Consider the following 6,474-nt stretch of genomic DNA (forward strand, 5'->3'; position numbering starts at 1 on the left):
TAGAGCAGAGGACTGAAAATCCTCGTGTCGCTGGTTCGATTCCGGCTCTGGGCATCAAAAGCATCTCATAGGAGATGCTTTTTTTATTGTTCATTTTATCTATCTTTTTGTTTCTTGTCCAAAATTTAAGGTATGTTTGTCCGTCTTCTCTCATATATATACTTTAGAAAGCTATGTGAGGTGAGAGGATGAGGCCAAGTAAAACACTTTTTTTAAGCGCCTTAACACTAGTGTTGTTAACGCTTGCATTATTTATTGTGCGAGATTTAAATTTTCATTGGGTAAAAGTAGGCCCCGAGGGTGCAACAGTTACCATCAATTTCTTATTTCCTATGGATAAAGATGCTTTTCAAGATACAATTAAAATTCAAAATCAATTGGGCTATACAGAAGAATTCACCTGTTCTACTAATTGGTTAAGCTCTAGCGTATGTCAACTCAAGTTAAAAGAGGCAGGTTCTATACGAGGTCAGAAGGTTCAACTTATTATTGATCATGCCCCTACACAGTATGGTAAAATGACTAAACAGGCCATGATTCCTATTCAATTTCAAAGTGATATTCAACTTGTATCTCCAGTAGATGAAATACTTATTGCAACGACTCAGTCGTTTCAAGTTGAGTTCAATACACCTATGAATAAAGATATCTTGCATCACTTTTTGTCTTCCGATGCAGAGTTTATTATTGAACCTGTCAAATATACTGAAGGTGGTAAAACAGTAATAGACTATACTCGTTTTAACTTTACACCTAAAAAGCCTTTAGAAAATGATCATAAGTACATATTAACCTTTAAAAAAGGTATGCCTTCACAGTCTAATGTAATGCTTAAAGAAAATCAAAAAATCATTTTGAAGACAGATATTAAACCTGAAATTGATGAAGTCTCACCTGTTATTGGAAGTAAATGGGTAGGACTATATCCCCGTATTACTGTTCTGAGTAAGACGCCTATGAAATCGGCCTATTTAGAACTTAATAATGAAATGCTTGTTGGTGATGTAAAATCTGAATATCATGCAGAATTTTATCCCCAATCCCTTCTTTTGCCTGATACACGTTATGATGGTATTGTGCAAATAGAAGCAACTTCTGGTGAGCGTAGTGACCCTATGGCTATTTATTTTACGACACAACCCCTAAGTCAAGACCGATATTGGGCTGAAGTAAAACTTGGAAAAAATCAAGAAATGATTGTCTATAAAGGCACAGAAGACATTAAACATATTCAATGTTCAGGTGGTAGCCAGAAAACACCGACCATTCGTGGTACTTTTTATGTACAATCTAAAGGAGATAAATATTTTTCAGAAGATGCCCAAGAAGGTGGTAACTACTGGATCATGTTGTCTGAGCAAATTCGTATTCATGGTATGACACGAGACGAATACTGGCATATTAAAATGGATGTGCTTAATAGGTTAGGCGAAGGGCAGACGGAGGGAGATATCGTCATGCGAGAAGAAGATGCTCTATGGCTCTATGAAACATTGCCCAATGACACCATGGTAGTTATTCATGAGTAGTTATGTACATAAAACTTAAGAGAGTAGGCTATCTACTCTCTTTTTTTAGCTATAAAATGCATCAATATAACGTTATACTTTCATATTTTGAATGAAAGTATAAAAAAATACCGAGATAATACATTTAAGAAAACAAAAACATGAAACATTTTAAAATTATCTTGCAATTTTTCGTGAATATGATAATATACTACTATAAAAAATTAGTGTGATATCTATTAAACTAATTTTCAAATAGAAGGGGGTACTGTTATGACATTTCGTACAACTTATATGACAGATTTAATGAATCGTGTGATTACTAATCATCCTGCGGAACCAGAGTTTCATCAAGCTGTTCAAGAGGTTTTGCTATGCATGGAGCCAGTAGCTGAAAAGAACCCTAAATACATAGATGCAGGTATTTTTGAGCGTATGGTAGAACCTGAACGTATCATTATCTTTAGAGTTTCTTGGGTAGATGATACAGGTAAAGTTCAAGTGAATAGAGGATATCGTGTTCAATTTAATAGTGCTATTGGACCTTACAAAGGTGGCCTACGTTTCCATCCTTCTGTAAACCTTGGTGTTATCAAATTCTTGGGCTTTGAACAAACATTTAAGAACTCTTTAACAGGTCTACCTATGGGTGGGGGTAAAGGTGGTAGTGATTTTGATCCTAAAGGCAAATCAGACTATGAAATTATGCGTTTTTGTCAAAGCTTTATGACTGAACTTGCCAAACATATTGGTCAATTTACGGATGTACCTGCAGGGGATATTGGTGTAGGTGCACGTGAAATTGGTTTTATGTATGGTCAGTATAAACGTCTTCAAAATGAATTTACAGGTGTCTTAACAGGAAAAGGGCTCTCCTATGGTGGCTCTTTAGCACGTAAAGAAGCGACAGGCTATGGCTGCTGCTACTTTACTGCTGAGATGCTCGCAACACGTGAGGATTCTTTTGAAGGAAAAACCGTTGTAATTTCAGGGTCTGGTAACGTTGCAATCTATGCAGCTGAAAAAGCAGTGCAGCTTGGTGCTAAGGTTGTAGGTTTAAGCGATTCTAATGGTTATATTTATGACCCAGAAGGAGTTGACCTAGGCCTTGTGAAACAACTTAAAGAAGTGGAAAGAAAGCGTATTGCAGAATACGTTAATACAAGAACCCATGCAAACTATACAGAGGGCTGTCGAGGCATTTGGCAGATTCCATGTGATATTGCATTGCCTTGTGCAACACAAAATGAACTTCATGAAGATGATGCCAAAACGCTTGTTGCCAATGGCGTAAAAGCTGTTGCAGAAGGAGCGAATATGCCTTGTACCCCAGAAGCCGTTCATATTTTCTTAACCAGTGGTGTTTTATTTGGACCAGGCAAAGCTGCTAATGCAGGTGGGGTTGCTACATCCGGTCTTGAAATGTCTCAAAATAGCCTCCGATATAGCTGGAGCTTTGAAGAAGTGGACGCCAAACTTCAAAATATTATGAAGTCTATTCATACGAGTGCACGTGGTGCAGCAACAGAATATGGTGAACCAGATAACTATGTGCTGGGTGCAAATATCGCTGGTTTCTTAAAAGTAGCAGATGCTATGTATATGCAAGGTGTAGCCTACTAATTTAAGAATGGCACATGCTCCTCAAAAAAGGTAGAATGACTTTCCTTGCCTTTTTTAGGGAGCCTTTACTTTAGAATAATTATTTTCGACAAAAGGTAGTATTTTTTATCAACTTTGCCTATTCATCGTAATTGTATTATACTATAATATAATTATTAGACAGATAGATTACATGTTAGATAGGGAGAGATACTAGGTATAAATTTGATCTTTCAGTTACAAGATGTTTGCCGGACATGGTAACAGCCGAGCCTGTTATTGACCTAAACACTTGTTTAACTATAGTGGGTGGGTAACAACTCTTAACAGATTTTATGATTAAAAACTTTATAAGTTTAACTATAACAAAATTTGTGTCTATCTAGGGTCTTGGAATAATGTATGGAATGTAGCACCCGAAGTCATTGAAAAATATGAGGTACATTGTAAAGATTTAAAAGTTATTTTAGATTACTTAACAGTAACTAAAGTTTTAGCAGTCCAAGCACTTACGGATATTGCCGAACGTATCCAACTCGACTTTAATTAGAATTACACTATTTTAGCATGCATTAACATGCCTCTTCTAACAGATGAATATACATATTCACGTTCTAAAACTTTTACAAAATGGTGTATTGGGGAAATGTACATTGACTTACACGTTGAACACCATATAAAAATATTACAAATTGCATAGGAGGCTATCGTGTATCAAATTATAGCAAAACAAAAACTCAATCATATAGTAGAAAAAATGGTGATTCATGCACCCTACGTTGCACGTAAATGTGAACCAGGACAATTTATTATTTTATGTGCCAATGAGGGTGATGAACGTATACCACTAACTATTCAAGACTATGACCGTGAGGCTGAAACGGTTTCTATTATTTATCAAGTTGTAGGCTACTCTACTAAAAAGTTAGCTGAAAAAGAAGTAGGTGATACAATTGCCCATTTTGCAGGTCCTTTAGGTGTTCCGGCTACGTTGCATGCTCAAAAGCGTGTTCTGGGTATTGGCGGTGGTGTCGGTGCTGCACCACTTTATCCTCAAATTAAAGCCCTTCAAGAACAAGGTGTATCCTGTGACGTAATTCTAGGTGGACGTGATAAAGATTATGTCATTCTACAAGATGAATTTGAAGGTATTTGTGAGCACCTTTACTTTGCAACCAATGATGGCTCTTTGGGTACAAATGGCTTTGTAACAGATGTCTTAAACCAACTTCTAGCAGCGGGGCATGTCTATGATGAAGTTATTGCTATTGGACCACTTCCAATGATGAAAGCAGTTGTTGGAATCACCAAACCATTAGAGATTCCAACGATGGTGTCTTTAAACCCCATTATGATTGATGGCACAGGTATGTGCGGTGGCTGCCGTGTTACTGTAGGTGGCAAAACGAAGTTTGCTTGTGTAGATGGGCCTGATTTCGATGGCTTTTTAGTAGATTTTGATGAGGCCATGCGTCGTCAAACCATGTATAAAAAACAAGAAGAACATATTTGTCGTATGAAACGAGGAGGTGAAAACCATGCCTAATATGCGTTTAGATAAGGTGCCTATGCCTGAACAAGAACCAAACGTACGTAATCAAAACTTTCAAGAAGTGACCCTTGGTTATACCGAAGAAATGGCTATGGAAGAAGCAACAAGATGTTTAAACTGTAAGCAACGTTTTTGTGTAGCAGGATGTCCTGTGAATGTACCCATTCCAGAATTTATTACAGAAGTAGCAGCAGGGCACTTTGAGCAAGCTTATGAAGTCATTACTCGTGAAAATGCATTGCCTGCTATTTGTGGACGTGTTTGCCCCCAAGAGAATCAATGTGAAGGGAAATGTGTACGTGGCAAGAAAGGTGAACCTGTAGCTATTGGTCGCCTTGAGCGTTTTGTAGCCGACTATGTAATAGAACATCTAGATCAAAAAGTTAAACCTGCTTCATCAAATGGGAAAAAAGTAGCTGTTGTAGGTGCAGGCCCTGCAGGCTTAACTTGTTCAGGTGAACTGGCACGACTTGGCTATACAGTCACCCTTTTTGAAGCACTTCACGAAGTAGGCGGTGTGCTCGTTTATGGTATTCCTGAATTTAGATTGCCTAAACAACTTGTAGCAAAAGAAGTTCAAAAAATTGCAGACTCTGGTGTACATATTGAAAAAAATGTTATTGTTGGTAGAAGTATTACGATTGATGAATTAATGGAAGAAGGCTATGACGCTGTCTTTGTAGGCAGTGGGGCAGGCCTTCCAAACTTCATGGGCATTGAAGGCGAAAACTTAAATGGTGTCTATTCTGCCAATGAATTTTTAACCCGCTCTAACCTCATGAAAGCTTATGACTTCCCCAATGCACCAACACCTATCTTTGTAGGTAATAAAGTAGCTGTTGTAGGTGGTGGAAATGTGGCCATGGATGCAGCACGTACAGCAAAACGCCTAGGTGCTAAAGACGTCTATATCGTTTATCGACGTGGAGAGGAAGAGCTTCCAGCAAGACGTGAAGAAATCCATCATGCCAAAGAAGAGGGGATTATCTTCAAGCTTTTATGCAATCCGACTAAAATTCATGGTAGTGAAGGTGCTGTGAGCCACTTAGAGTGTGTAGAGATGGAACTGGGTGCTCCAGATGCTTCAGGAAGAAGACGTCCTGTAGAAAAAGAAAATAGTAATCATCTGCTTGAAATGGATACGGTGATTATTGCTATTGGTCAAAGCCCAAATCCACTGATTCGTAGTACAACACCTGGCTTAGATGTGCAAAAGTGGGGTGGGATTATTGTTCATGAAGAAACTATGGAAACGAGTAAAGCCAACATCTATGCAGGTGGAGATGTTGTAACCGGTGCGGCTACAGTTATTCTTGCCATGGGTGCAGGTAAAAAAGCGGCTCATGCCATTCATGAAAAATTAAATACTACTCTTAAATAGTGAATTTTTAGTTTGAAAATTTTTGACAAGGAATATACTCAAAGCTATAAGTATAAAATATTGCACTTTGCTTATACTAAACTCATAACATTTATTTAGCAAAGGAGAATGCAATATGAAAAAAGCATGCATGTTAATGTTAGTAGCAGTAAGTATGTTATCATTTGTTGGTTGTGCTGCAGGTTATGATTCTACAACAGGATACGATGGTTATGGCTACGGTTATAATGGGTATGGTAATTATGGTACAGGTTATAAGAATGGCTATGATAATAATGGTGGTTACTATAATGGTACATCTGGTTATGGCACTTATAACAAAGATGGCTATAACAATGGTGTGACCGGTTATGGTACTAAAGGTACAGGTACAGGTACAACAGTAACACCAAACTATTAAGATTTCAAATAAAATGCACTAGTGCTTATAC

5 protein-coding genes are annotated in these 6,474 nt (G+C 37.7%); all 5 read left to right on the plus strand.

Annotated elements, in window-relative coordinates:
• Window positions 1-188: 188 nt before the first annotated feature.
• The 5 genes from RRY75_RS13515 to RRY75_RS13535 all read left to right on the plus strand — a co-directional run bounded on the left by RRY75_RS13515 (window position 189) and on the right by RRY75_RS13535 (window position 6,443).
• A complete protein-coding gene (locus RRY75_RS13515) occupies window positions 189-1,529 on the plus strand; it encodes a L,D-transpeptidase family protein (protein ID WP_332528026.1) in 1,341 nt (446 codons plus the stop codon).
• Between the two features lie 252 nt (window positions 1,530-1,781).
• Window positions 1,782-3,131 carry an NADP-specific glutamate dehydrogenase gene (gene gdhA / locus RRY75_RS13520; RefSeq protein WP_332528025.1) on the plus strand — a complete coding sequence of 450 codons (1,350 nt, stop codon included), beginning with the start codon at window positions 1,782-1,784 and terminating at the stop codon, window positions 3,129-3,131.
• A gap of 688 nt (window positions 3,132-3,819) precedes the next feature.
• Window positions 3,820-4,656 carry a sulfide/dihydroorotate dehydrogenase-like FAD/NAD-binding protein gene (locus tag RRY75_RS13525; RefSeq protein WP_332493289.1) on the plus strand — a complete coding sequence of 279 codons (837 nt, stop codon included), beginning with the start codon at window positions 3,820-3,822 and terminating at the stop codon, window positions 4,654-4,656.
• Window positions 4,649-6,043 (plus strand): NADPH-dependent glutamate synthase, encoded by a 1,395-nt coding sequence (gene gltA, locus RRY75_RS13530; protein WP_332528024.1) that lies wholly within the window; start codon window positions 4,649-4,651, stop codon window positions 6,041-6,043. The genes RRY75_RS13525 and gltA overlap by 8 nt, the downstream gene beginning before the upstream one ends.
• Window positions 6,044-6,158: 115 nt before the next feature.
• Window positions 6,159-6,443, plus strand: coding sequence for a hypothetical protein (locus RRY75_RS13535; protein WP_332493287.1), 285 nt, complete (start codon window positions 6,159-6,161; stop codon window positions 6,441-6,443).
• Window positions 6,444-6,474 lie beyond the last annotated feature (31 nt).

It is taken from the genome of Niameybacter sp. (assembly GCF_036655075.1).
GTDB lineage: Bacteria > Bacillota > Clostridia > Lachnospirales > Cellulosilyticaceae > Holtiella.